Here is a 22,358-nt window from a genome sequence, read left to right on the forward strand (position 1 = left end):
CGGGCGTCCGACCGAAGCTTCAGGACGCCGCATGGCCTATCGCACCCTCAATCCGTTCACCGAACAGACGCTTCAGGAATACCCCGAACACTCGGACGACGCCGTCGAGGCCGCCCTGGCCAAGGCCGACGCCGTCTTCCGTTCCGACTGGTCCCAGGGCGACATCCAGCCCCGTCTGGCCGTGCTGAAGTCGCTGTCGACCCTGCTGACCGAGAACCGCGACAGCCTGGCCCGCACTATCGCCGAGGAGATGGGCAAGCCGCTGGCCCAGGGGCAGGGCGAGATCGACCTGTGCGCCGGCATCGCCGCCTACTATGCCGAAAAGGCCGCCGACTTCCTCAAACCCCAGAAGATCGACAGCGAGCTGGGCGAGGCCTGGGTCGAGTTCCATCCCGTCGGCGTGCTTCTGGCGGTCGAGCCGTGGAACTTCCCCATCTATCAGCTGATCCGCGTCATCGCCCCCGCCATCGCGGTGGGCAATCCAGTGCTCTACAAGCACGCCGGTATCGTGCCGCGCTGCGCCGCCCGTTTCGCCGAACTGGTGCGTGAAGCCGGCGCGCCCGAGGGCTGCGTCACCAACCTCTACATATCCTCGGACAAGGTCGCCGAACTGATCGGCGACGACCGCATCCAGGGCGTGGCCCTGACCGGGTCGGAGGGCGCCGGCGCCAAGGTCTCGGCCCGCGCGTCGGAAATGCTGAAGAAGTCCACGCTGGAACTGGGCGGCAGCGACGTCTTCGTCGTGCTGGACGACGCCGATATGGAGAAGGCGATCGCGGCGGGCGTCGAGGGGCGGCTGTCCAACGCCGGTCAGGTCTGCACCGGCTCCAAGCGTTTCATCGTCCAGAAGTCGGTCGCCGACGCCTTCACCAGCGGCTTCGTCGAGGGGATGAAGAGCGCCGTCATGGGCGACCCGCTGGACGAGGCCACGGTGCTGGGTCCGCTGTCGTCCGAGGACGCGCTGAAGACATTGACCCAACAGGTCGAGGAGGCGGTCCAGCACGGCGCCAAGGCGGTGATCGGCGGCAAGCCCGCCGACCGCACCGGCTTCTTCTACGAACCCACCGTCCTGACCGACGTGGCGCGCGAAAACCCGGCCTTCTATCAGGAGTTCTTCGGCCCCGTGGCCCAGGTCTTCGTGGTCGAGGACGACGATGCGGTCGTGGCCCTGGCCAATGATTCCCGCTTCGGCCTGGGCGGGTCGATCTTCTCGGGCGACACGGCGCGCGCCCGCAAGCTGGCGTCGCGGATCGAGACCGGCATGGTCTTCATCAACACCACCACGACCTCCATGCCCGAACTGCCGTTCGGCGGGATCAAGCGCTCGGGCTTCGGCCGCGAGCTGGGTGATGTCGGCATCAAGGAGTTCGTCAACCGCAAGCTGGTGGTCGTCAGCGCCGACTGACGCCGCACATTCGGACAAGCAAAAGGGCCGGCGGATCGCTCCGCCGGCCCTCTTTTCGTTTCAGCGAACCGCTGCCTATTCGGCGGCGATCGGCGCTTCGGTTTCCGGGCCGCGGGCCAGGTTGCGCAGCACGTAGGGCATGACGCCGCCGGCCAGCAGGTAATCCAGCTCGGTCTGGTTATCGATGCGGCAACGCACGGGGAAGCGGGCCATCTTGCCGTCCGACGGGCGGAACAGCTCGACCCACAGGTCCTGGCGAGGCTTCAGCTTGCCGATGTTGGCGTCCGACAGGCCGCGGATCGTGACGATCTCTTCGCCCGTCAGGCCCAGCTTCAGCCAGCCGTCCTGCTTGAACTGCAGCGGCACCACGCCCATGCCGACCAGGTTCGAACGGTGGATGCGCTCGAAGCTTTCGGCGATGACGGCGCGAACGCCCAACAGACGCGTGCCCTTGGCCGCCCAGTCGCGCGACGAGCCGGTGCCGTATTCCTTTCCGGCGAAGACGACCAGCGGCCGGCCTTCCGACTGGTAACGCATGGCGGCGTCATAGATCGACATGGTGTCGTTCGACGGGAAGTGTTTGGTCACGCCGCCCTCGATCTCGGGCGTGATCCGGTTCTTGATGCGGATATTGGCGAAGGTGCCGCGCATCATGACTTCGTGGTTGCCGCGACGGGCGCCGTAGCTGTTGAACTCGGCCGCCTCGACGCCGTGTTGGGTCAGATAGACGCCGGCGGGCGAGGTCTTCTTGATCGAACCGGCCGGGCTGATGTGGTCGGTGGTGATCGAGTCGCCGAAGATGGCCAGGACGCGGGCCTCGACGATGTCCTGGACCGGGGTCAGGTCCATCGACAGGCCTTCGAAATAGGGCGGGTTGGCGACGTAGGTGGAGGCGTCGTCCCACTCATAGGTCTGACCGCCCGTGACCTTGATCGCCTGCCAGTGCTTGTCGCCCTTGAAGACGTCCTTGTAGCGTTTGGCGAACATGGCCGGGGTGACCGACTTCTTCTGGATGTCGGCGATCTCTTGCGAGGTCGGCCAGACGTCCTTCAGGAAGACGTCATTGCCCTTCTTGTCCTGGCCGATCGGATCCTTGGTGATGTCGATCCGCATCGAGCCGGCGATGGCGTAGGCCACGACCAGCGGCGGCGAGGCCAGGTAGTTGGCCTGAACGTCCGGGTTCACGCGACCTTCGAAGTTGCGGTTGCCCGACAGGACCGAGGTGGCGACCAGGGCGTTGTCGTTGATCGCCTTGGAGATCGCCGGGTCCAGCGGACCCGAGTTGCCGATGCAGGTGGTGCAGCCATAGCCGACCAGGTTGAAGCCCAGGGCGTCCAGGTCCTTTTGCAGGCCCGCGTCGGTCAGATAGTCGGTGACCACCTGCGATCCGGGAGCCAGCGAGGTCTTGACCCACGGCTTGGCCTTCAGGCCCAGCGCATTGGCCTTGCGCGCCACCAGGCCGGCGGCGATCAGGACCGACGGGTTGGAGGTGTTGGTGCACGAGGTGATAGCCGCGATGACCACGTCGCCGTCGCCGACGGTGAACTTCTGGCCGTCAACGGACACGCGCTCGGCGTCGTTCGGGCGGCTGAAGACCTCAGCCAGGGCGGTTTCGAAGGCCGGGGCGGCGGTGGTCAGTTCAACACGGTCCTGCGGACGTTTCGGACCGGCCAGCGACGGCACGACGGTCGAGATGTCCAGTTCCAGCACGTCGGTGAAGACCGGGTCTTCCGAGGTTTCGTCGATCCACAGGCCTTGAGCCTTGGCGTAGGCTTCGACCAGGGCGACGCGCGCCTTGTCGCGGCCCGTGGCGGTCAGATAGCCGATGGTGGCGGCCGAGACGGGGAAGAAGCCGCAGGTGGCGCCGTATTCCGGGGCCATGTTGGCGATGGTCGCCTGGTCCTCAATGGTCATGTTCGGCAGGGCGTCGCCGAAGAACTCGACGAACTTGCCGACCACGCCCTTCTTGCGCAGCATCTGGGTGACGGTCAGCACCAGGTCGGTGGCCGTCGTGCCTTCCGGCATGGCGCCGGTCAGTTTGAAGCCGATGACTTCGGGGATCAGCATCGGGATCGGCTGGCCCAGCATGGCCGCCTCGGCCTCAATGCCGCCGACGCCCCAGCCCAGGACGGCCAGACCGTTGATCATGGTGGTGTGGCTGTCGGTGCCGACGACGGTGTCGGGATAGGCGACGGTCTTCTTGCCTTCGTCCAGCGTCCAGACGGTCTGGGCCAGGTTCTCCAGGTTCACCTGGTGGCAAATGCCGGTGCCGGGGGGCACGACGCGGAAGTTGTTGAAGGCCGACGAGCCCCAGCGCAGGAAGTTGTAGCGCTCGATGTTGCGTTCGTATTCGCGCTCGACGTTCTGGCCGAAAGCCTTGGACGTGCCGAAGTTGTCGACCATGACCGAGTGGTCGATGACCAGATCGACCGGCACCAGCGGGTTGATCTTGGCGGCGTCGGCGCCCAGGGCGCTCATCGCGTCGCGCATGGCGGCCAGGTCGACCACGGCGGGAACGCCGGTGAAGTCCTGCATCAGGACGCGGGCCGGGCGGAAGGCGATCTCGTGCTCGACAGAGCCCTTGTTCTCGACCCAGGCGGCGACGGCGCGCAGGTCGGCTTCGGTGACGGACACGCCGTCCTCGTTGCGCAGCAGGTTCTCCAGCAGCACCTTCATCGAGCGCGGCAGACGGGAAATCCCGGTCAGACCGGCTTCCTCGGCGGCGGGAAGGCTGTAATAGGCGTATTTCTTACGCCCGACGGAAAGGTCCTGGCGGGTCTTGAAGCTGTCGTTCGACGGCATGGAGTCTTCCTCTGGTCAGCGCCGCCCGACAATCCGGTTGCGCCTTCGCGCGACAGACGCAGCGGCTCACAGGGCCCCTGCGCGCGCGGCGAAAGCCTGCTGCGGCGACCGTGCCTATAGCTCCACGGGACCCGACCGTCCATGTGTCCACACCCTCGACAGGGACATTGAGAAGGGTTCGCAGATTCCGCGAACGTGGCGGGGCGTAGATGATCCACACCCTCACCCTCTCCGACCTGACCGTCTCGCGCGGCGAGCGGAGGCTGTTCCACGGTCTCGACCTGACCCTGCGCGCCGGCGAGGTCCTGGCCCTGACGGGCGCCAACGGCGCGGGCAAGACCAGCCTGCTGCGCACCATCGCCGGCCTGCTTCGCCCCGATGCGGGCACGGTCGGTTTCCAGGACGGCGACGGCAATCCGCTGGACGAGCGGCAGGCGCGCGGCCGCGAAACCCATTTCCTGGGCCATCTGGACGGGCTGAAGGGCGGCCGCACGGCGCGCGAGGAATTGGGCTTTCAGTGCGACTGGCTGGGCCACACCCAGTACGGCCTCGATCACGCCGTCGAGGCCTTCGGCCTGAAGCCCCTGCTGGATCTGGAAGTCCGGCGTCTCTCCGCCGGTCAGCGCCGCCGCCTGGCCATGGGGCGGCTGGTCGGGTCGCCGCGCGCCCTGTGGCTGCTGGACGAGCCGATGGCCCCGCTGGACGCCCGCTGGCGCGAGGCCTTCGCCGAACAGATGAAGCGCCATCTCGACGCCGACGGCCTGATCGTCGCCGCCGTCCACGACTCCCTGCCCCTGCCGACCCGCGCTCTCGACCTGGGGAGCCTGAAATGAGCCGCCGCAATCTCGATCAGGAACCGCGCCCGCCCGGCTTGCGGGGCGCCACCCGCGTCCTGCTGGAACGCGAGCTGGATCTGGCCTGGGGCGGGGGCGGCGGGCCGCTGCTGGCCTGCGGCTTTTTCGCCTGTCTCACCGCCATCCTGCCGTTGGCGGCCGGCGGCGACCCGCGCACGCTCGGCCCGGTCGCGGGCGGCGTCGCCTGGCTGGCCCTGGCCCTGGCGTCCCTGCTGTCGCTGGAGCGGCTGTTCGAGCGGGACATGGAGGACGGGGGCCTGGACCTGCTGGCGCTCGGCCATCTGTCGCTGGAGCAGGTCGTGCTGATCAAGGCCCTGGCCCAGTGGATCGCCGTCGGCCTGCCGCTCGCCCTGACCGCGCCCGTCGCCGCCCTGGCCCTGGGGCTGCCGGCGTCGCTGACGCCGCTCGTCGCCCTGACGGCCCTGATCGGCGGCGCGGGCTTCGCCTTCACCGGGGCGCTGGGCGCGGCTCTCGCGCTGGGGGCCAAACGCGGCGGCCTGCTGATCGCCGTGGTCGTCCTGCCGCTGTTCATCCCGCCCGTGGTCTTCGGCGCCGGCGCTCTGGAACGCGCCGCATCCAGCCAGCCTGTCGGTCCGGCCCTGGCCCTGCTTTGCGCCTACGTCCTCTTCGCCGCCGTCATCGCCCCCTTCGCCGGGGCGGCCGCCGTTCGGAACGCGCAAGGGTGAGCTTGCCCGTCGCCCCTTCGCCGCGTAAGCGCTGAACCGATGTTCGGCCTGTCCAATCCGCAGCGCTTCATGGCCTTCACCGGCCCGTTGACGCCCGTTCTGTGGGGCCTCGCCGCCGTGCTGCTGGGCGTCGGAAGTTGGCTCAGCTTCTCCGTCCCGGCCGATTATCAGCAGGGCGACACGGTTCGGATCATGTTCGTCCATGTGCCCGCCGCCGTCTGGGGCCTGGGCGCCTATGCGGCCCTGGGCGTGTCCAGCTTCTTCGCGCTCGTGTTTCGCCATGCGTTGGCCGACGCCGCCGCCCGCGCCGCCGCCCTGCCCGGCGCCGCCTTCACGGCCCTGGCCCTGTTCACCGGCTCGCTGTGGGGCCAGCCGATGTGGGGGACCTGGTGGGTGTGGGATGCGCGCCTGACCAGCGTGCTGGTGCTGTTTCTCTTCTACCTCGGCTATATGGCGCTGCGGGCCTCGATCGACGACGAGCAGAAGGCCGGGCGCGCCGCCGCCGTCCTGGGTCTGGTCGGCCTGATCAACCTGCCGATCGTCAAGTTCTCGGTCGACTGGTGGAACACCCTGCATCAGCCCGCCAGTTTCCTCACCCCCGGATCGTCGGGTCTGGACCCGGTCTATCTGCCGCCCTTCCTGACCATGCTTGCGGCCTATGGGGTGCTGTTCGCGGCGCTTTGGCTGACCGCCATACGCACCGAGATCCGCCGCCGCCGCGTCATGACCCTGCGCGCCCGCCAAGCCCAGGAGGCGTAGAATGCTCGACCTAGACATGACCCCCTACGCCGCCTTCGTCTGGCCCGCCTGGGCCGTCAGCGCCCTGGTCCTGACCGCCCTGACCGCCCGCGCCGTCATCGCCTCGCGCAAATGGAAACGAGAACTGGCACGGCTTGAGGCAGACCACGGCACACCTCCGGAAGCAGCGTACTCCAGCCGTCCTCAAGCAGCGCAAGGCGCGATAGGACAACAAAAATGAACCGCTGGCTGGCCCTCCTCCCGCTGGCCGTCCTCGCGGCGCTGGCGGCCCTGTTCGTCGGCTGGTCGCTGAAGCGCGATCCCGCCTTCAAGCCTGACGCCCTGGTCGGCCAGACCATTCCCGAGACCGTCCTGCCGATGCTGTCCGGCGACGAAGCCGGGCCAGGCAACCTCGACCTCAAGACCGCCGGCGTCGGTCGGCCCATGCTGGTCAATGTCTTCGCCTCATGGTGCGCGCCGTGCCGGATCGAACACCCCAAGCTGCTGGCGCTGAAGGCGCGCGGCGTCGCCGTCGTCGGCATCGCCTACAAGGACGAGCCGGTCGCGACCCGCGCCTTCCTGGACGAGCTGGGCGACTCCTATTCGATGGTTCTGGTGGACCGCGAGGGCCGCGCCGGCCTCGACCTTGGCATCTCCGGCGTGCCCGAGACCTTCGCCGTCGACGCCATGGGCCGGATCACCGCCAAACAGTCCGGCCCCCTGCTGGACGACGCCGACATCGAGCGGCTGGTCGCCTCCATGCAGGCCCCGCCCCGTTCAGCACCCAGCCCGGCCCCGCGCCCTCAATGATCGCCCCTAAAAGCCGTTAACCCTTTTTCGAGGGTTTCCATTAACCATACCGGCATGAGCGCGATTCGCACCGGCCTGCCGCTGAACCTGCCCGCCCAGGGCCTCGATCTGCCCAGCGCGCGCAACGCCCAGGCGGCCTTCTTCCGCGCCGCCATGGATCAGGCGGCCGCTCCCAAGGCGCCCGCGCCGGCCGCCGCCGTCATGTCCTCGATCCGCACGACCAACCCGGCCCGACCCGCAGAAGCCCCCGCCATGGCGCCTGAACGTGAAGAGCCCCGAATCATGCGCCCCGGCTCCTACCTCGACATCCGGGTCTGACGCTCAGTCCAGCGGCGTCGCGCCCAGCAGCGTCCGACACGCCTCGGCTTCCGCCGCCAGCGCCGCCCGCTTTGTTTCGCCGAACCCGTCCAGCGTCTTGTAGGGCATGGCCAGCCGCACATTGTCCCTCAGCCGAGGCCGGTTGCGCTCCAGAAAGCCCCAGTACAGCCGGTTGAACGGGCAGGCCGCATCGCCGCTCTTGCTCTTCACATCATAGCGACAGGCCCCGCAGTAGTCGCTCATCCGGTCGATATAGGCCCCCGACGCCGCATAGGGCTTCGACCCCACGATCCCGCCATCCGCGAACAGGGCCATGCCCCGCGTGTTGGGCATCTCCACCCACTCATAGGCGTCGGCGTAGACGCACATATACCAGTCGTCGACCGCGTCGGGATGCACGCCCAGCAGCAGGGCGAGATTTCCCGTCACCATCAGCCGCTGGATGTGATGGGCATAGGCGTTGTCGCGCGTCGTCTTCACCACATCGGCGACGCAGGCCATGTCGGTCTCGCCGGACCAGTAGAACCAGGGCAGTTTGCGGTCCGCGTCCAGGAAGTTTCGCACCCGATATTCCGGCGCCTTCAGCCAATAGATTCCCCGCACGAACTCGCGCCACCCCAGGATCTGGCGAATGAACCCCTCCACCGCGTTCAGCGGCGCGCGTCCTGCGCGATAGGCCGCCTCGGCCCGGCGACAGACGTCCAGCGGGTCCAGCAGGCCCAGATTGATCGAGGTCGAGATCAGCCCGTGCCACATCCACGGCTGGTTCTCAGCCATCGCATCCTGCCCGTCCCCGAACGACGGCAGGACATCGCTCAGGAATTGCGCCAGCGTCGTTTCCGCCTCGTCCGCCGTCGTCGCCCAGCCGAACCCGTCCAACGATCCGAAATGGTCGCCAAACAGCCGCTCCACATCCGCCATCGCCTCGTGCGCCACGGCGTTGGGCGGGATGCGCAGCCGACCCGGCGGCGTCACGCCCTTCGCCAACTTCTTTCGGTTCTCGGCGTCATAGTTCCAGCGCCCGCCCTCCGGCTGGGCGCCGTCCACCAGGATGCCCGTCTCGCGCCGCATCTCGCGATAGAAGAACTCCATCCGCAGCTGCGACTTGCCCGAGGCCCAGCGTCGGAAGCGGTCGTGCGAGCTGATGAAGCGGCGATCCTCGCGGATTTCGACAGGCAAGTCCGCACCCTCGGCGAAGGCCGCCAGATGCTCGGACAGCCGCCACTCGCCGCATTCCGTCAGCACCACCCGGTCGTAACTGCCGCCCTCCAGCGCCCGGCCCAGTTCGCCGGTGATCGAGCCGCTGTTCTCAGGATCGTCGATCCGCACATAGCGCACCCGCACGCCCCGCGCCTTCAACCGCTCGGCATGGTTCCGCATGGCGGCGAACACCAGGGCGAGCTTCTGCTTGTGATGCCGGACATAGGTCGCCTCGTCCCGGACCTCGGCCATCAGGACAGTGTCGGCTCCATGGTCCAGCCCCTCCAGCGCCGACAGGTCGTCGGACAGCTGATCGCCCAGCACCAGCCTAAGCACCGACATGCGTCATCCCCATTTGCGCGCCAGAGACTGAAGACGCGGACGCACGCGAAGAAAGAGCCGATACGCGCCTTCCAACGCCGCAAGAACCACCGGAACACGCGCCGCCAGCCCTATGGGCCGCAGCAAAGGTATGGCCCGCCACATGGCCGCAAAGGCCGCAGCGCCGGACAGCAGCCGCCCATCCTCGCTGGCGTGGAACCGGGCGAGCAGGGCGTCGCGGTCGATGGGACAAGTCGCGTCGCCCTTGTCCACATCGACGAACCGGATCGCGCCCCGGCGATCCAGCCGACGCATCAACGCGATCTCGCGACGACACAGGGGACAGCCTCCATCATACCAGACAAGCAGTTGGGTCATCGATACCGAGGGCTTTCGTGGACGTGGCGCATGGTCGCCATGATATACGGGCGTCTTCTGTAGTCTGGATTGCACGCAGCCCCGACAGGTGTCCGATGGATGTTGAAATGACCGACCGACGTCGATTGCCGCCGATCGCCCGTGTCCTGGGTTTCGCGGGCCTCCTGCCCCAGGCGGCGGCGGTCGCGGTGGTCGTCTTAGGCGGACCTGATCTTCGGTCCGCCGCGCTCGGCCTGGCCTATGTCTACGCCGCCTTGATCTTCAGCTTCCTGGGCGGGGTCTGGTGGGGACTGGGCGCGGCGGCGGACGGCCCAGCGCCGCGCTGGGTCTGGATCGTTGCGGTCGCGCCGTCCCTGATCGCTCTGGCTTGCGCCTTGCCCCTGGTGAACCGCCCGGCCGATCTCAGCCTGTCCCTGGTCGCCCTGGGCGGCCTTATCGCCTTCAGCCTGCTGGCCGATCTACGCCTCAAGGCCGCAGGACTGACACCCGAAGGATGGCTGGCTTTGCGCATCCCTCTTTCGCTGGGACTTGGCCTTCTGACGCTGGCGGCCGGCCTGATCTGAAAGGCGCTCCTAGCGGCGCCCAGCTATGCGATCACGGTTTGTCGGTGGAGATCGCCGACCAGGCGCTGACGAATGCGCGCGCCGCACTTTCCGCTTCCGTGGGTGTTGTTCCCGGCTTGTATAGGGATGCGCCGATGCCGAAGCCCGACGCCCCGGCGTCGCACCAGGCCTGCATCGAAGCCGGATTGGCGCCGCCCACGGCGTAGACCCGCGTGACAGGCGGCAGGACGGCGCGAACGGCGCGCAGACCCGGGGGGCCGGCGAGCTCTGCCGGAAAGAGTTTCAGCACATCGGCGCCCGCCGCCAGGGCCGCGAAGGCTTCCGACGGCGTGTAGAAGCCGGGCATCGAGACCAGGCCGGCCGCCTTGGCCGCCCGAATGACGTCCGTATCGGTGTTGGGCGAGATCACCAGTTGGCTGCCGGCGTCGGCGATGGCGTGGACAGCATCGCGCGTCAGGACCGTGCCCGCCCCCACGACGGCGCGACCGTCCAGGGCATCGCGCAGCTTGCGGATGCTGACCAGCGGATCGGGAGAATTGAGCGGCACTTCAAGGCAACGGAAGCCGGCGGCGACGATGGCTTCGCCCACCTCCACGGCTTCGTCGGGTCTAAGCCCCCGCAGAATGGCGACGAGTGGAAGCGTGTCGAGTTCGGACAGGACGGCGTTGGTCATTGGGATGCGCTCCATATACGCCAAAGGCCGAGCGCCGTGGCGGCTTGGCCATCCGCCACGACCATGTTGGTGAAGCCTGCCGCCTCCATCGCCAGGCGGTAGCGGGCAGAAAGACCAGGCGCGCCCACGATTCTCAGACGCGCGTCCCGCGCGACGGTCGCCTGCGCCGCCAGTTCGGCCCCGATCAGCAGACCGGACAGATAGTCGGCGGCGGCGTCGTCCTGCAGCCGACCGGACAGCCGTCGCGCGCGCAACGAAAACAAGGCGGCGGTGATCGCGGTATCGCTCAGACTTCGTCGGACGCCCTCCAGAAAGGCGGCGTCGTCCTGATCGCCTTCGCCCAATCCGGCGCCGATCACTGTCGCTTGGCGGACGGCGGCGAACAGTTCGCCCGTTACGAAGGTCCGGAAATCGGCGATCCGCCCATTCGTCACCGACACCCATTTGCTGTGGGTTCCAGGGGCGACGATGAGACCGTCCTGACCGGCGTCGAACATCCCCATGGCCTGGGTCTCTTCGCCCCGCATGACATCGACCAGTCCCCGCTCATCGACGACAGCCACGCCCGGCACGATCGCGACGTCCAGCGCCGGCTCAGGACGTACGAACGCCCCGGCCAAGTCGTCGAGCCCGGCGGAGCAGGCGACATACTCCGTTTCGCGCCATCGCCCCCGCGCCCCCGCCATGCCGCACACCACGATGGGATGACCGTCGTCGAGCCAGTCTCCCGCGACATCGCGCAACACACCGGAAAACTCTTGAGGCTGGAGCTGTCCCGCCCCCCGCGGGTCGCTTCGACTGTCGCGTGCGGCGCCGTCGGCGCCGATCCGCATTACGCGAAGATTGCTCGTTCCCCAGTCGACCCCGATGAGGGCGACCCGTCCTGGCGCAGCCGAATCCATCACCACCAGATCGTGTAGACGGCGATGAGGAACACGATCACGCCGACCGCCGCGATGTTGAACCCGATCGAGGTCTTGTAGCTGACGCCGTCAAGACGGATCTGCATGGTGCCGGGCTTGGGCGGAACCAGCAGCGACACGACGATCGCGGCGATCAGCGAGACGACGAACACCAGTCCCACGCGGTTCATGAAAGGGAGGGTGAACACGTCGGCCTTGTCGAGCCAGAAGAGCAAGCCCGACAGCGCCACGCCGCCCAGGGCGGCCGTCAGGGCGCCGGCTTCCGACGCCCGCTTCCAGAACAGGCCGAGGATGAAGATCACCACGATCGAAGGCGTGAAGAAGCCGGTGAAGTCCTGGATGAACTGGAAGGCCTGGCTGAAGCCGCCGAGCAGAGGCCGGGCGACCAGGATGCCGATCACCATGGCGCCGACGGCGGCGAGGCGTCCGACCAGAACCAGGTGCTGCTCGCTCATGCCTTTGCGAGCCTTGGCGTAGAGGTCCAGCGTGAAGATGGTCGAGATCGAATTCACCTTGGACGCCAGCGAGGCGACGATGGCCGCGATCAGGGCCGCGAACACAAGACCTTTGAGACCCACGGGCAGCAGGTTCATCATCGTCGGATAGGCTTGGTCGGGCTTGGCCAGGCCGGGGGCGATGACCAGCGCCGCCAGGCCCGGCAGCACGATGATGACCGGCATCAAGAGCTTGAGATAGGCGGCGAAGGCGATGCCCTTCTGCGCTTCCCCGATCGAGCGGGCGGCCAGGGCGCGCTGGATAATATACTGGTTGAAGCCCCAATAGCTGATGTTCATCACCCAAAGACCGCCCAGCAATACGGCGATGCCCGGTAGTTCCTGGTAGTGGGGATTGTCTTTCGACAGGATCATGTCGAACTTCTCGGGAAACTCGGTCATCAGGGTGGTGAAGCCTGCGATCGGGCCTGCGCCGTCCCCGATGTTCGACAGGGCGATGAAACCGATGATCAATCCGCCGGCGACCAGAAGGGCGACCTGAACGATGTCGGTCAGGGCGACGGCCTTGAGCCCGCCCCATAGCTGGTACGCCAGGGCGAAGACGCCGATTGCGATGATGGCGTAGTTCTGGTCGAGGCCGGTGACGGTGGTGACGGCGATCGAACCGAGCCACAGGATCGAGGTCACATTGACGAAGACGTAGAGCAGCAGCCAGAACACGGCCATGACGTTGCGGATGGTCGGGCCATACCGTTGCTGCAGGAACTGCGGCATGGTGACGATTTCGTTGCGCAGGAAAATCGGCAGAAAATACTTGCCCACGATCAACAGCGTCAGGGCGGCCATCCACTCATAGGAGGCGATGCCGAGGCCGATGACATAGCCAGAACCGCTCATGCCGATAATCTGTTCGGCTGAGATGTTGGCCGCGATCAGCGAGGCGCCTATGGCCCACCACGGCAGGTCCTTCGAGGCCAGGAAATAGTCGGTGGACGTCTTCTTCTCGCCGCCTTTTCCGCGCGACACCCACTGAGCGAGGCCGAAGATGAAGACGGCGTAGATCGCCAAGATGGCGAGATCGATGCCTGCAAGCGTCATGGTGCAGCCTCCCGGGTCCCGGCCCGTTTTCGGGCTCGTGGCAAAATCGTAGGTGACGCACCGACGCATCGCAACGATATTTTATATGTGCCGAACGATTTTACCCGCAGCAATACGCGACTATAACTCGACCCTGAACCGGCGTTCGCCTAGGACCGGCGTGTTTCAATAGTGGACCTATCATGACCGACCAGGATCAGGCTGAGGACCGAAAATATCGCGCGCCCGCGCTCGAAAAGGGCCTGGATATCCTGGAGTTGCTGTCGGCGCAGGGCGACGCGATGACGCCGTCGCAAATGTCGATCACCCTTGGACGTTCGGTCAGCGAACTGTTCCGAATGATCCAGGTGCTGGAGTTCCGAGGCTATATCGAACAGTCGTCGGACGGCTATCGCCTGACCAACCGCCTGTTCACCCTGGGCATGACCCAGTCGCCGATCAAATCGCTCGTGGACGTCGCCATGCCGGCGATGCGGGAACTGGCCTTCGCCACCATCCAATCCTGTCATCTGGTGGTGCCGTCCGAAGACCAGATCGTCGTCATCGCCCGAATCGAGAGCCCCGGCGACCTGGGGTATTCGGTGCGTATCGGCTATCGACGGTGCATCCTTGATGCGACATCAGGCCTGGCCTTCTACGGATGGGCCGACGCGCAGACCCGAAGTCACCTCCGCGACGTTCTGGTCGCCGGTTTCGGAGCGGAACGGGTCGACGCCTTTGTCGCCCTGGCGCTGGAAGCGACCCATCAGGATTATGTCGAACGGGTCAGCGATTTCGTGAAGGGCGTCACCGACCTGGTCGCTCCCATCCGGGGCGCGAACGGGATTATCGCAACCCTGATCACCCCTTTCATCGAACAGACGCCAAGCGCGTGCAGCAAGGCCGAAACGGCAAGGCTGCTGAGGCGAACGGCGGACTCGATCTCCGAACAGATGGGGGCGGTCTCCCAGGCGTGACGCACCCGTTGACATCGACCACGCGCTTGGTCATTTTTGCAGACGAGAACGTTTTTCACTTGTGAAAGACGAACGCCGTCGTCGGCGGCTGGTGTCGGAGCCGTGCGCGATCATGGGTGCTGTCTATCAAGACCTGAAGAACCAGGTCGTCATCGTCACCGGAGGCGCTGGCGGGATTGGAGAAGCCATCACCCGCGCCTTTGCGCGCCAAGGCTGTCGGGTGGGATTTCTGGATATCGACCGCGACCGCGGCCAGCGCGTCCAGGCGGAGATCCGCGGGACAGGCGCACAGGCCCTGTTCGTCGCCTGCGACCTGACCGACATTCCGGCGATGAAGGCTGCGATCGCCACGGTGCGCGACGCCTTCGGTCCCATCGACGTCCTGGTCAACAACGCGGCCCATGACGAGCGTCACGCCACGCTGGAGGTGACCGAAGACTACTGGGACGGCCGCATGGCCGTGAACCTGAAACACCAGTTCTTCGCCGCCCAGGCCGTGCTGCCGGACATGCAGGCGACGGGCAAGGGCGCCATCGTCAATCTGGGTTCGACCTCCTGGGTCATCGGTCAGGGCGGCATGGCCGCCTATACGGCGTCCAAGTCGGCGGTGATCGGCCTGACCCGCTCGCTGGCCCGCGACTTCGGCCCCTTCGGCATCCGTGTGAACGCCGTCGCTCCCGGCTGGATCATGACAGAGCGCCAGCTGGCGCTGTGGGTCACGCCTGAAACCGACGAATACATCAATGAAAACCAGTGCCTGAAGCGCCGGCTTGTGCCCGACGACATCGCCAAGGTGGTCGTCTTCATGTGTTCGGACGAAGCCGGGGCAATCACCAATCAACACTATGTCGTCGACGGCGGCTGGACCTGAAATGACCGATACCTCGAAGCCCAAGAAGACGCTACGCAGCCGCGCCTGGTTCGACAATCCCGAGAACCCGGACATGACGGCGCTCTATCTTGAGCGCTATCTGAACTACGGCCTGACGCGCAAAGAGCTGCAGTCGGACAAGCCGATCATCGGCATAGCCCAGACCGGCTCGGACCTGTCGCCGTGCAACCGTCACCACCTGGTGCTGGCCGAACGCGTCCGCGAGGGCATCCGCGAGGCCGGCGGCATCGCCATGGAGTTCCCGGTCCATCCGATCCAGGAGACCGGCAAGCGCCCGACCGCCGGCCTGGACCGCAACCTGGCCTATCTGGGTCTGGTCGAGAGCCTGTACGGCTATCCGCTGGACGGCGTCGTCCTGACGATCGGCTGCGACAAGACCACTCCCGCCTGTCTGATGGCCGCCGCCACCGTGGACATCCCCGCCATCGCCCTGTCGGTCGGCCCCATGCTGAACGGCTGGCACAAGGGCGAGCGCACAGGCTCGGGCACCATCATCTGGAAGGCGCGTCAGATGATGGCGGCCGGAGAGATCGACTATGACGGCTTCATCGAACTGGTGGCCTCGTCCGCCCCTTCGGTCGGCTATTGCAACACCATGGGCACGGCGACGACCATGAACTCGCTGGCCGAGGCCCTGGGCATGTCTTTGCCCGGCTCGGCCGCCATTCCGGCGCCGTATCGCGAGCGCGCCCAGGTCGCCTATGAGACCGGCCTGCGCATCGTCGAGATGGTGCGTGAAGATCTGAAGCCATCGGACATCCTGACCAAGGAAGCCTTCCACAACGCCATCGTCGTCAACTCCGCCATCGGGGGCTCGACCAACGCCCCGATCCATCTGACGGCCCTGGCGCGCCACGCTCACGTCGATGTGCCGTTGCAGGACTGGCAGACGCAAGGGTTGCACGTGCCGCTGCTGGTGAACTTGCAGCCCGCGGGCGACTATCTGGGCGAGGACTATTTCCACGCCGGCGGCGTGCCGGCGGTCGTGTCCGAGCTGATGAAGCAGGGACTGATCAACAAGGACGCCCTGACCGTCACCGGCAAGTCGATCGGCGACAACTTCCGCGACGCGGAGATCGTTCTGCCCGACGTCATCAAGACCTTCGACGCCCCGATGAAGACCGACGCCGGCTTCGTCGTCTTCACCGGCAATCTGTTCAACTCGGCCATCATGAAGCTGAGCGTGATCTCGCCCGAGTTCCGCGAACGCTATCTGTCCAATCCCGACGACCTGAACGCCTTCGAAGGTCCGGCCGTCGTGTTCGACGGGCCCGAGGACTATCACCACCGGATCGACGACGAGAGCCTGGGCATCACCGAACAGACCCTGCTGTTCATGCGCGGCGCCGGCCCCATCGGCTATCCGGGCGCGGCCGAGGTCGTGAACATGCGGCCGCCGTCCTACCTAATCCAGAAGGGCGTCAGCGCCCTGGCCTGTATCGGCGACGGACGTCAGTCCGGCACCTCGGGCTCGCCCTCGATCCTGAACGCCTCGCCCGAGGCGGCGGCCGGCGGCAATATCGCCCTGCTGAAGACCGGCGACCGTGTGCGCATCGACCTGAACACCGGCCGCGCCGACATTCTAATCTCGGACGAGGAACTGGCCGAACGGCGCAAGGGGTTCGAGGCGGCCGGCGGCTACAAATACCCCGCCTCCCAGACCCCTTGGCAGGAGATGCAGCGCGCCGTCGTCGGCCAGCTGGAGACCGGCGCCGTGCTGGAGCCGGCCATCAAGTATCACCGCATCATCGACCAGTTCGGCCTGCCGCGCGACAACCACTGATCACGACGGGGGTCAGACGACGGCCAGCGCCTGGGGCAGGCCGGGGGTCGTGACACGGACCCGGTAAAGGCCGCCCAGACCGGGCTGGGACGAGCGCTTGTCCGCATTGCCCAGCCAGGCGGTAGTGCAATACAGGTCGCACAGGTCGTCGCCGGCGAAGGCCGCCTTGGTCACGGTCTGGACCGGCAGTCGGATTGGCTCCAGCGGCTCCCCGCTCGCTGAAAAACGCGCCACGCCCCAGCCGTTGAACAGGCCCACGTGGAGCACCCCTGACGAATCGACGCTGGGACCATCGGCGCCGACGCCCGGCGTCTGGGCGAACAGCCGCTTGCCGGTCAGGACGCCGTCCGCATGATCGAAGGCGTAGATGCGACCTTGCGTGGTGTCATTGTGATAAAGAATGCGGCCGTCTGGGCTCATGGCCGGGCCGTTGGTGACGCGGTAGCCGTCGTCGTGGCGCGTCACACGGCCGCGGTGAAAGCGATAAAGGGCGCCCGAAACCGTCTCCTCGCTGTCATCCATCGAGCCGAACCAGACCGATCCATCGGGGGCGACAAAGCCGTCGTTGAGCCGGTTCTGCGGTCGATCCGGCTCGACTCGGACGATCAGCGAGAATTCCTCGTCGTCGGGATCGAAACGATACAGGCCGCCGCGAACGCCGCAGATCAGCGCGCCGTCCGCGGCCGGCAAGGCGAATCCCGTCTGGTCCGGCGTCGTCCAGGTCTGGGTGTCGCCCCGGTCGATCCCATAGCGATGCAGGGTGCGACCCTTGATATCGACGAACCACACAGAGCGACGCCTCTCGTCCCAGACGGGTCCTTCGGCCAGTTCGGCGCCCAGGTCCCACATCAGTTCGGGTTCGTGCAACGGCGGCTCTCCTGGGCGCGGTGTTGAGGGGATAACGGCGACAGGGGCCGCCCTTTGTCTATCAATACCGGAAACGTACGGCGAGACCGGATCGCCTTCGAGCCGAACGTCCCCAGCAAGCTCGGTGCAGCCGACCCGCATGAGGCGACCTGGCGCGCTAGAATTTGGGACGGGCGGAGAAGCGGAACACCATACGATTTCGATATCGTTGCCCGGGTTCCAGCCGAACCGAGCCGAACTCGGGGCGATTGGGCGTGTCCGGGAAGGCCTGGGGCTCCAGCGCGACGGCGTCCCCCGGGCGATAGAGCCGCCCGGCCTTGCCGAGGATCGATCCTGCCAGGAAGTTGCCCGAATAGAACTGAAGGCCAGACTGGTCCGACATCAGCTCCAGGATGCGTCCCGAGGCTGGATCTTCCAGCGTTGCGACCATGCGCAGATGTGAAGACGGTTCGCGGCTGATAACCCAGTTGTGGTCGTAGCCCCCGCCGAAGACGATCTGTTCGTCCGAGACGTCGCGGACGCGTGCGCCCACCGCCGTTGGGGTGCGGAAGTCGAACACGGTGCCGTCCACGCGACGAAACTCGCCCGTCGGAATGGCGCCGGCGTCGGTGGGCGTATATTCGGCCGCAGGAATGGTCAGGACATTGCCCATGGCGCCGGCGGCGGAGCCCTCGCCCGCCATATTCCAGTAGGCGTGGTTGGACAGATTGACGATGGTGGTCCGATCGGTCGTCGCTTCATAATCGACCGACAGTTCATTTCGCGCGTTCAGCGCATAGGTCGCCGTAACCGTCAGCACGCCCGGATAACCCTGGTCCCCATCCGGACTGACATGTCTCAGGGTCACGCTGGCTTGCGGGCCGTCTTTGACCTCGACGATTTCCCAAATGACCTTGTCGAATCCTCTGGCCCCGCCGTGCAGCGCATTCTCGCCATCGTTCTGCGGGATTCGATAGATCACGCCGTCGAGGGTGAAACGCCCCCCGGCGATCCGGTTGGCCACACGGCCTATGGTCGCGCCGAAATAATCCGGGTTCGTCAAATACCCTTCCAGCGTCGGATAGCCGAGGGTGACGTCGGCCATCACCCCGTCGCGGTCAGGCACGACCACCGACTGGATCGCTGCACCCAGGCTTATGATCCGCACAGTGACGCCGGCGGCGTTGGTCAGGCTGACCGCCTCGACGGATCCGCCGTCCGCCATCTTGCCGAACGGCGCGCGCACGACAACGGCCGTCCGGTCGCCGGCCGGCGTTCTCGACGAGGCGACACGACCCGAATGGCTCGCAGCGACGACAGTCATGAATGTCCCTACCCAATCATGGTCGCTGATGGACCGCCTTGGGATTTATAGGTCAAACCAATTTCATTGGCAATTGTCAGCCCAGATCACACACTGGGCCAAGCGCCACCACACGGAGGAGGCTGGAGCGCCCAATCTCGCCGAGCGCGATTGAACATCAGGCCATGATGAGCCCGGGAAATCATTTTAGCGGGGGAAGATGGGGTGGGCGATCCCGATGGGATCGCCCTGCCATAACTTGCTGACGACTTCAGCAATCTCGACTGGAGCGGGCGAAGAGATTCGAACTCTCGACCCCAACCTTGGCAATGTTGGGGATCAGCATTTCCGGGCTTTTCAGGACGTTCCAAAAATCAGCTTTTCATATTGTTTTACATAGGTTTTCTTGTTTATCCGGTTACGGAGCGTTTCGCACGGTTTCACTTGAGTTGGTAGCGGAGTGGTAGCGGTGGCTCGGAAATGAGCGTATATTTCTATCGCCATGACGAAGCAAAAACTAACCAAGCGAGTGGTTGAGAGCGCGCCCGTTCCGGAGATCGGCGAGGGTCGAATCTGGGACAGCGAGATCGCAGGCTTCTGTCTTCGAATCTATCCTGGGACCGAAACCCGACAGGGCCATGCCGCCAAGCCTGTCCGAAGGATGTTCGCCATCAAGTATCGGGTCCGCGGGATCCAGCGCTGGCTGACGCTCGGCGAGCATGGGGATGGGCCGGACAAGCTCACGGCGGATCGGGCTCGCAAGGAGGCGGCGTCGGTGGTGGTCGATGCGCGGCGCGGCATCGATCCCGGCGAAGCACGCAGGCGCATCGAGGGTCTCACCATCAAAGGCTTGGTCGAGTTGTATCTGGAGAAAGGGCCGGACGACAAACCGACCAAACGGGACTCGTCATGGGCCATGGACCGGACGAACCTCGAGCGCCACGTCGTTCCCCTGCTCGGCAAGATGGCGCTTGATACGGTCACCCGCGACCACATCACCGGGATGATCCGATCGATCACGGCCGGGAAGACCGCCAAGGATGTGAAGACCAAACTTCGTGGTCGATCCATCGTCAAGGGCGGGGCGGGTATCGCGGACCGGACCTATTCCACCCTGCGCGCGACCTTCAACTGGGCGATCGACAAGGGGCATTTCGCCGGCCCGAACCCGTGCGCGAAGGTCGAACGAAAGCTCCGACCGGCGGTCGAACGCTTCCTGTCCGAGTCCCAGGCTCAGGGTTTGATCGCCGCACTCGACGCCCTGGAGGCGGATGCGACGATCTCCGAACGGCAGGGCGCGGTCTATCGGCTTCTGCTTCTGACAGGCGCGCGCCGCAACGAGATCGCGGGCCTGCGGTGGACGGAGGTCGACTTTGACCGGCGCCGGCTCGTGCTACCGCCGAGCCGCACCAAGGCGGGCGGTCGCACGGGGGATCGTCGGATCTCGCTCAACGACATGGCCTTCGGAATCCTGCAGCGTCTCTACAAGACCCGCGGTCGAAGCCAGTTTGTCTTTCCGGCCACCAAGGGCGACAACGGATATGCGACCTCCGAGTCCAAGATCTGGCGCGACAAGGTGCTCCCGAAAGCCAAGCTGGAAGGCGTCCGCATCCACGACCTGCGCCACAGTTTCGCAAGCTTCGCCCTGGCGGACGGGGCCAGTCTCCCGATGATCGGCAAGGCGCTGGGACACGCCAACAGTCGCGCCACGGAACGGTATGCCCATCTGAGCGACGATCCGGTTCGGGCGCTTGCAGAGCGGATTGGTGAGCGATTCAGTCCCAAGACCTGAAGGAAACATTGGACGACTGGCTTCGCCAACCCGACAGGTGGCGAAGTGGAAAGCATCCGGTCGTACCTCTCAACCTGCGCAGCAAGACAGTTTGCTGACGTCCTTGTTGAACGTCAGCGCGGCCAGCTTCAGGCCCTCGACTGTCGTGAGGTAGGGGAAGATCGTGTCGCCCAACTGCTCCACTGTCATTCCGCACTTGATGGCCACCGCCGCCGTCTGGATGCTGTCCGCCCCTTCAGGCGCCAGAATGTGCGCGCCGAGGAGTCGCCGCGTGCCGCGATCCGCCACCAGCTTGATGAGCCCACGCGTGTCCCTGGCCGCGAGCGCGCGAGGAACGTGATGAAGGGTGATCATCGAGGTCTGCACATCGTGACCGGCCGCGCGGGCTGCGGCTTCCGTCAGTCCCACCGTCGCAACCTGCGGATCCGTGAAAACGACCGCCGGCATGGCGCGATTGTCGTAGACCTGGGTGTCGCCGTTCAGCGCGTTCCTAGCGGCCAGTCGCGCGCCGTAGGCGGCCATATAGACGAACTGATCCGTGCCGGTGACATCGCCTGCGGCATAGACGCCCGCGCGCGTCGTGCGCATCCGGTCGTCGATGACGACGCCTCCCGTTGGCGACATCTGGATCCCCATCTCGGAAAGCCCCAGCTCGTCGGAGTTGGGAACCCGGCCCGTTGTGATCAGAACGCGCTCCGCGGTTATCGTTTCTTTGCCACCGGCTTGCGTCAGCCTGAGTGAGCCCCCCTCGTCGGACGCGTCGATAGACCCGTAGACTGCCCCCGCTACGACCGTGACGCCTTCGTCCACGAGATAGCGCTGCAGCGCCTCACTGATTTCGGGTTCCCCCTCAGGCAGTAGCCGGGAGCGGCAGGCGATGGTGACGTGGACGCCCGCCCGGCTGAACATCTGGGCCAGTTCCACCCCGATATAGCCGCCGCCGATCACCAGCATCGATCGGGGCAGGGCCTCCAGTTCGAGCGCGGTCGTGCTGGTCAGATAAGGCACGGATTCGATGCCGGGGATCGCTGGAACCCCCGGACGTGAACCGGTCGCGATGATCACCTTGTCCGCAATCAGTCGGACGCCGCCGACCTCCACGCCGCCTTGGACGAGTCTCGCCGGGCCTTCGTGGTAGGTGATGGCGTCATAACCCTGCAGCACGTCCTCGTACTTTGCCTGGCGAAGGTCATCGACCAGTCTGTCTTTCTGGCGAACCGCTGCGGACCAGTCAGCGATGGCGGCCGAGGCCCGGACGCCGTCGAAGCGGCAAGCGGCCCGGGCCTGGTGCAGGGGTTCGACGGCCCGGATCAGCGCCTTGGACGGCACGCAACCGACGTTGACGCATGTGCCGCCTATCGTTCCGTCTCCGACGAGCGCGACCCGTGCGCCCTGTTCCGCCGCCGTGATGGCGGCCGAGAACCCGGCCGACCCCGCCCCGACCACGACGAGATCGTAAGTCTTGGCGATATCCCCTGAGGGCGTGCAACAATCACTCATATTGTCCGGATCCTTCTGAATAGACTTTGCCGCTAACAAAGCGGCGTCAACCCCGACGTTGC

Annotated in this window: 21 protein-coding genes; 12 read left to right on the plus strand and 9 right to left on the minus strand. The window is 66.1% G+C overall.

Annotated elements, in window-relative coordinates; all coding sequences use genetic code 11:
• Positions 1-31: 31 nt before the first annotated feature.
• Positions 32-1,405, plus strand: a complete 1,374-nt coding sequence (locus tag ACP69V_RS01685) for an NAD-dependent succinate-semialdehyde dehydrogenase (protein ID WP_426022404.1) — start codon at positions 32-34, stop codon at positions 1,403-1,405.
• Between the two features lie 75 nt (positions 1,406-1,480).
• Here ACP69V_RS01685 and acnA read toward each other — a convergent pair whose 3' ends face one another.
• A complete protein-coding gene (gene acnA / locus ACP69V_RS01690; RefSeq protein ID WP_426022405.1) occupies positions 1,481-4,207 on the minus strand; it encodes an aconitate hydratase AcnA in 2,727 nt (908 codons plus the stop codon).
• Positions 4,208-4,416: 209 nt separating this feature from the next.
• Between acnA and ccmA the strand changes: the two genes are divergently transcribed.
• The 6 genes from ccmA to ACP69V_RS01720 are packed head-to-tail and all read left to right on the plus strand — an operon-like array spanning position 4,417 to position 7,613.
• Positions 4,417-5,040 (plus strand): heme ABC exporter ATP-binding protein CcmA, encoded by a 624-nt coding sequence (gene ccmA, locus ACP69V_RS01695; RefSeq protein ID WP_426022406.1) that lies wholly within the window; start codon positions 4,417-4,419, stop codon positions 5,038-5,040.
• On the plus strand, positions 5,037-5,747 hold the full coding sequence (ccmB, locus tag ACP69V_RS01700; RefSeq protein WP_426022407.1) for a heme exporter protein CcmB: 711 nt from the start codon (positions 5,037-5,039) through the stop codon (positions 5,745-5,747). The genes ccmA and ccmB overlap by 4 nt, the downstream gene beginning before the upstream one ends.
• 39 nt (positions 5,748-5,786) lie before the next feature.
• On the plus strand, positions 5,787-6,506 hold the full coding sequence (locus ACP69V_RS01705) for a heme ABC transporter permease (protein WP_426022408.1): 720 nt from the start codon (positions 5,787-5,789) through the stop codon (positions 6,504-6,506).
• A gap of 1 nt (position 6,507) precedes the next feature.
• Positions 6,508-6,726, plus strand: a complete 219-nt coding sequence (gene ccmD, locus ACP69V_RS01710) for a heme exporter protein CcmD (protein ID WP_426022409.1) — start codon at positions 6,508-6,510, stop codon at positions 6,724-6,726.
• Positions 6,723-7,295, plus strand: coding sequence for a DsbE family thiol:disulfide interchange protein (locus tag ACP69V_RS01715; protein ID WP_426022410.1), 573 nt, complete (start codon positions 6,723-6,725; stop codon positions 7,293-7,295). The genes ccmD and ACP69V_RS01715 overlap by 4 nt, the downstream gene beginning before the upstream one ends.
• Before the next feature lie 54 nt (positions 7,296-7,349).
• A complete protein-coding gene (locus ACP69V_RS01720) occupies positions 7,350-7,613 on the plus strand; it encodes a hypothetical protein (protein WP_426022411.1) in 264 nt (87 codons plus the stop codon).
• Positions 7,614-7,616: 3 nt separating this feature from the next.
• On the opposite strand, the gene ACP69V_RS01725 is transcribed toward ACP69V_RS01720, so the two are convergent.
• Both ACP69V_RS01725 and ACP69V_RS01730 read right to left on the minus strand, forming a co-directional pair.
• Complete coding sequence (locus tag ACP69V_RS01725; RefSeq protein ID WP_426022412.1) at positions 7,617-9,155, minus strand: cryptochrome/photolyase family protein; 1,539 nt, start codon at positions 9,153-9,155, stop codon at positions 7,617-7,619.
• A gap of 3 nt (positions 9,156-9,158) precedes the next feature.
• Entirely contained in the window at positions 9,159-9,512 is a 354-nt protein-coding gene (locus tag ACP69V_RS01730) for a thiol-disulfide oxidoreductase DCC family protein (protein WP_426022413.1), read from the minus strand.
• A 107-nt stretch (positions 9,513-9,619) separates the two neighbouring features.
• On the opposite strand from ACP69V_RS01730, the gene ACP69V_RS01735 reads away from it, so the two are divergent.
• Positions 9,620-10,075 carry a DUF3429 domain-containing protein gene (locus tag ACP69V_RS01735; protein ID WP_426022414.1) on the plus strand — a complete coding sequence of 152 codons (456 nt, stop codon included), beginning with the start codon at positions 9,620-9,622 and terminating at the stop codon, positions 10,073-10,075.
• 31 nt (positions 10,076-10,106) lie between these two features.
• Here the strand turns inward: ACP69V_RS01735 and ACP69V_RS01740 are convergent, their stop codons facing one another.
• The 3 genes from ACP69V_RS01740 to ACP69V_RS01750 are packed head-to-tail and all read right to left on the minus strand — an operon-like array spanning position 10,107 to position 13,224.
• Positions 10,107-10,748, minus strand: coding sequence for a 2-dehydro-3-deoxy-6-phosphogalactonate aldolase (locus ACP69V_RS01740; RefSeq protein WP_426022415.1), 642 nt, complete (start codon positions 10,746-10,748; stop codon positions 10,107-10,109).
• Positions 10,745-11,650, minus strand: a complete 906-nt coding sequence (locus tag ACP69V_RS01745) for a 2-dehydro-3-deoxygalactonokinase (RefSeq protein WP_426024019.1) — start codon at positions 11,648-11,650, stop codon at positions 10,745-10,747. Before ACP69V_RS01745 ends, ACP69V_RS01740 begins: the two co-directional genes overlap by 4 nt.
• Positions 11,650-13,224 carry a sodium/sugar symporter gene (locus ACP69V_RS01750; protein WP_426022416.1) on the minus strand — a complete coding sequence of 525 codons (1,575 nt, stop codon included), beginning with the start codon at positions 13,222-13,224 and terminating at the stop codon, positions 11,650-11,652. Before ACP69V_RS01750 ends, ACP69V_RS01745 begins: the two co-directional genes overlap by 1 nt.
• Before the next feature lie 182 nt (positions 13,225-13,406).
• On the opposite strand from ACP69V_RS01750, the gene ACP69V_RS01755 reads away from it, so the two are divergent.
• The 3 genes from ACP69V_RS01755 to ACP69V_RS01765 all read left to right on the plus strand — a co-directional run bounded on the left by ACP69V_RS01755 (position 13,407) and on the right by ACP69V_RS01765 (position 16,855).
• Positions 13,407-14,180, plus strand: coding sequence for an IclR family transcriptional regulator (locus tag ACP69V_RS01755; protein WP_426022417.1), 774 nt, complete (start codon positions 13,407-13,409; stop codon positions 14,178-14,180).
• A gap of 112 nt (positions 14,181-14,292) precedes the next feature.
• Complete coding sequence (locus ACP69V_RS01760; RefSeq protein WP_426022418.1) at positions 14,293-15,051, plus strand: SDR family NAD(P)-dependent oxidoreductase; 759 nt, start codon at positions 14,293-14,295, stop codon at positions 15,049-15,051.
• A gap of 1 nt (position 15,052) precedes the next feature.
• Positions 15,053-16,855, plus strand: a complete 1,803-nt coding sequence (locus ACP69V_RS01765; protein WP_426022420.1) for an IlvD/Edd family dehydratase — start codon at positions 15,053-15,055, stop codon at positions 16,853-16,855.
• A 12-nt stretch (positions 16,856-16,867) separates the two neighbouring features.
• On the opposite strand, the gene ACP69V_RS01770 is transcribed toward ACP69V_RS01765, so the two are convergent.
• Together ACP69V_RS01770 and ACP69V_RS01775 are read right to left on the minus strand one after the other, a co-directional pair.
• A complete protein-coding gene (locus ACP69V_RS01770) occupies positions 16,868-17,722 on the minus strand; it encodes an SMP-30/gluconolactonase/LRE family protein (protein WP_426022421.1) in 855 nt (284 codons plus the stop codon).
• Between the two features lie 157 nt (positions 17,723-17,879).
• Positions 17,880-19,025: an aldose epimerase family protein gene (locus tag ACP69V_RS01775; protein WP_426022423.1), complete on the minus strand. Its 1,146-nt coding sequence runs from the start codon at positions 19,023-19,025 to the stop codon at positions 17,880-17,882.
• A gap of 481 nt (positions 19,026-19,506) precedes the next feature.
• On the opposite strand from ACP69V_RS01775, the gene ACP69V_RS01780 reads away from it, so the two are divergent.
• Entirely contained in the window at positions 19,507-20,796 is a 1,290-nt protein-coding gene (locus tag ACP69V_RS01780) for a tyrosine-type recombinase/integrase (RefSeq protein ID WP_183197774.1), read from the plus strand.
• A gap of 69 nt (positions 20,797-20,865) precedes the next feature.
• Here ACP69V_RS01780 and merA read toward each other — a convergent pair whose 3' ends face one another.
• A complete protein-coding gene (merA, locus tag ACP69V_RS01785) occupies positions 20,866-22,296 on the minus strand; it encodes a mercury(II) reductase (RefSeq protein WP_183197772.1) in 1,431 nt (476 codons plus the stop codon).
• Between the last annotated feature and the right edge of the window lie 62 nt (positions 22,297-22,358).

Source organism: Brevundimonas sp. PWP3-1b1 (assembly GCF_049896065.1).
Taxonomy (GTDB): domain Bacteria; phylum Pseudomonadota; class Alphaproteobacteria; order Caulobacterales; family Caulobacteraceae; genus Brevundimonas; species Brevundimonas intermedia_B.